Genomic DNA, 2,130 nt, shown 5'->3' on the forward strand with positions numbered 1-2,130 from the left:
TGGATATACTCTGTCTTTTTTGTAATACTTTTCCAAACCTTTCCGATAATGCTTTAGCTGTTTCACCAACAACCTGACCACTAAAGATATTGCCAACTGTATTTTGAATGACTTTACTTTCTTTATCACCATAATCTCTTGTCAATTGTGAGAAATCCTGAAACCCAAGACAGACAGAAACTTTGTTACTACGAGCGGTAGCAATCAGATTATCCAATCCTCTGAAATAAATCGTTGGCAGCTCGTCGATTATCACTGAGCTTTTCAACTGTCCTTTTTTATTGATCAGCTTAACAATCCTTGAATTATAAAGCCCCAGTGCTGCAGAATAGATGTTCTGGCGATCAGGATTGTTTCCGACACATAAAATTTTGGGTTCTTGCGGGTTATTAATATCCAAAGAAAAGTCGTCCCCAGTCATCACCCAATACAGTTGCGGCGAGATCATTCTTGATAAAGGAATCTTTGCTGAGGCAATTTGCCCTTGCAGCTGATCCTGAGCACCACCCTGCCAGGCATCCATAAAAGGAGATAGGTAATTTTCCAACTCAGAATATGAGGTTAATATCGTAAAGACCTCTTCATATTTCTTGTTCAGCAGTTCAATCGCGTGTGGAAATGTACAGTATTTCCCATTTTCATAAATTTTTAAAAACCAGATGATCGCTGCTAAAAGGATAATCGGACTTTCAACAAAGAAATCTCCCTGCTTTTGTATCCAGCTTCTGTTTAAATTCAGCATGATCGTATATGCCGCTTCGTAAGCATCAGAAATGTCTGTCATAAAATCCGGATTTAAAGGATTGCATCGATGGCTTTTTCTTGGGTCGTCAAAATTGATGATATAAAATTTTGGCTTTATTTTGTAAACATCTGAATGATTTAAAAGATGGTTGTAGGCAATGGTGGACAAATCATCAAATTTAAAATCATAGATATACATTGAGAATCCTTTTTCTATGTGCTGCCTGATATAGTTGTTAACAACGGCGTATGATTTTCCTGAACCCGGTGTCCCTAAGACAATAGTGGCACGAAAAGGATTGACGACATTAATCCATCCCTGATGCCAATGTCCTCTATAATAGAACTTTGTGAGAAGGTTAATTGAATACTCATTGTATAGTAATTTTGTTTCCTGCTGAAAGCTTTCATTTTCGCTGTTGAAAACGTCGGTCATTAAATTTGTCTTAAGCAAACGGCTTATCCAAACCCCTGATTGCATGAGGAAAATATATCCCATTCCGGTTGTTGCGATATAAAGTATTGTTGTAAATCTTGTCGTAAGATGGAGAAGGAATGAATTTATAAAGAATAGTACAAAACCGACCGAAAAGGTAATGCCGATCTTTTTCCAGGTGATCTTCTCATTCTTTACACCTTTTGTACCCAGACAGCTCAAACCCAACAATACAATTGCGAACAGTTTTGAGTAGATGTTATAAGAAAAAAGTCCTGCAGTCTTATTTAAATTTTGGAGTATTTTATTGATGAGTTCTAAGGTCCAGTTGCGTTCTGAGAAAAATCCATAACAAAACCAATAAAAATGCATTAGCACTAAAATAACGCTTACCGCTCTCATAAATGCCATGATCTTGGCAAGACCTCTTAAATCGTCTTCTCCCTGCATATCTTTTTAAATGCATAAATAAAAGATTAAAATTCTGTAGATACTTATTTGCCATTATAGGTAGTATTTGACCGACATTGACTTTTGATCATTTATTAAAGGAACAGTATGTAAATTGGAAGAATTTAAGATATTATTATCTATAAGGTAAATCTATATGTTATATCCTTTGTAATCAAAATCATGGTTAAATATTCAATATATATTTTATAAATTTAAGCCATTATAATAATTTTGACTCTCAATGAAGGCAATCGATTGGTCTCTTTATAATCCAGATATTTTTACTCGTTTTTGCAATTCTTTAATTTACTTTGAGTTTGGTCATCATTCTATTCCATACAGTGCACCTGGAAAGGATGGGGGGATTGATGGAGAAATGATTAGTGGAAATAAACATTTGCGTTTTCAGTATAAATTTAAATTAACAGCTTCGAGTGCAGCATTTTCAAGCTTGAAAGCAGATTTACAAAAAGAATATAATAAAATTACCGATGAGG

The 2,130-nt window shown here is 34.7% G+C and carries 2 protein-coding genes; one reads left to right on the forward strand and one right to left on the reverse strand.

Annotated elements, in window-relative coordinates; all coding sequences use genetic code 11:
* Positions 1–1,630: conjugal transfer protein MobC (gene mobC / locus AB4Y90_RS17660; RefSeq protein ID WP_441558875.1), on the reverse strand; the 1,630-nt coding region annotated here is incomplete at its 3' end.
* Between the two features lie 244 nt (positions 1,631–1,874).
* Here mobC and AB4Y90_RS17665 point away from each other — a divergent pair.
* The coding region (locus AB4Y90_RS17665) for a hypothetical protein (RefSeq protein WP_441558876.1) at positions 1,875–2,130 on the forward strand (256 nt) is incomplete at its 3' end.

Origin of the sequence: Chryseobacterium sp. 2TAF14 (assembly GCF_052115105.1) — a bacterium.
Lineage (GTDB): Bacteria > Bacteroidota > Bacteroidia > Flavobacteriales > Weeksellaceae > Chryseobacterium.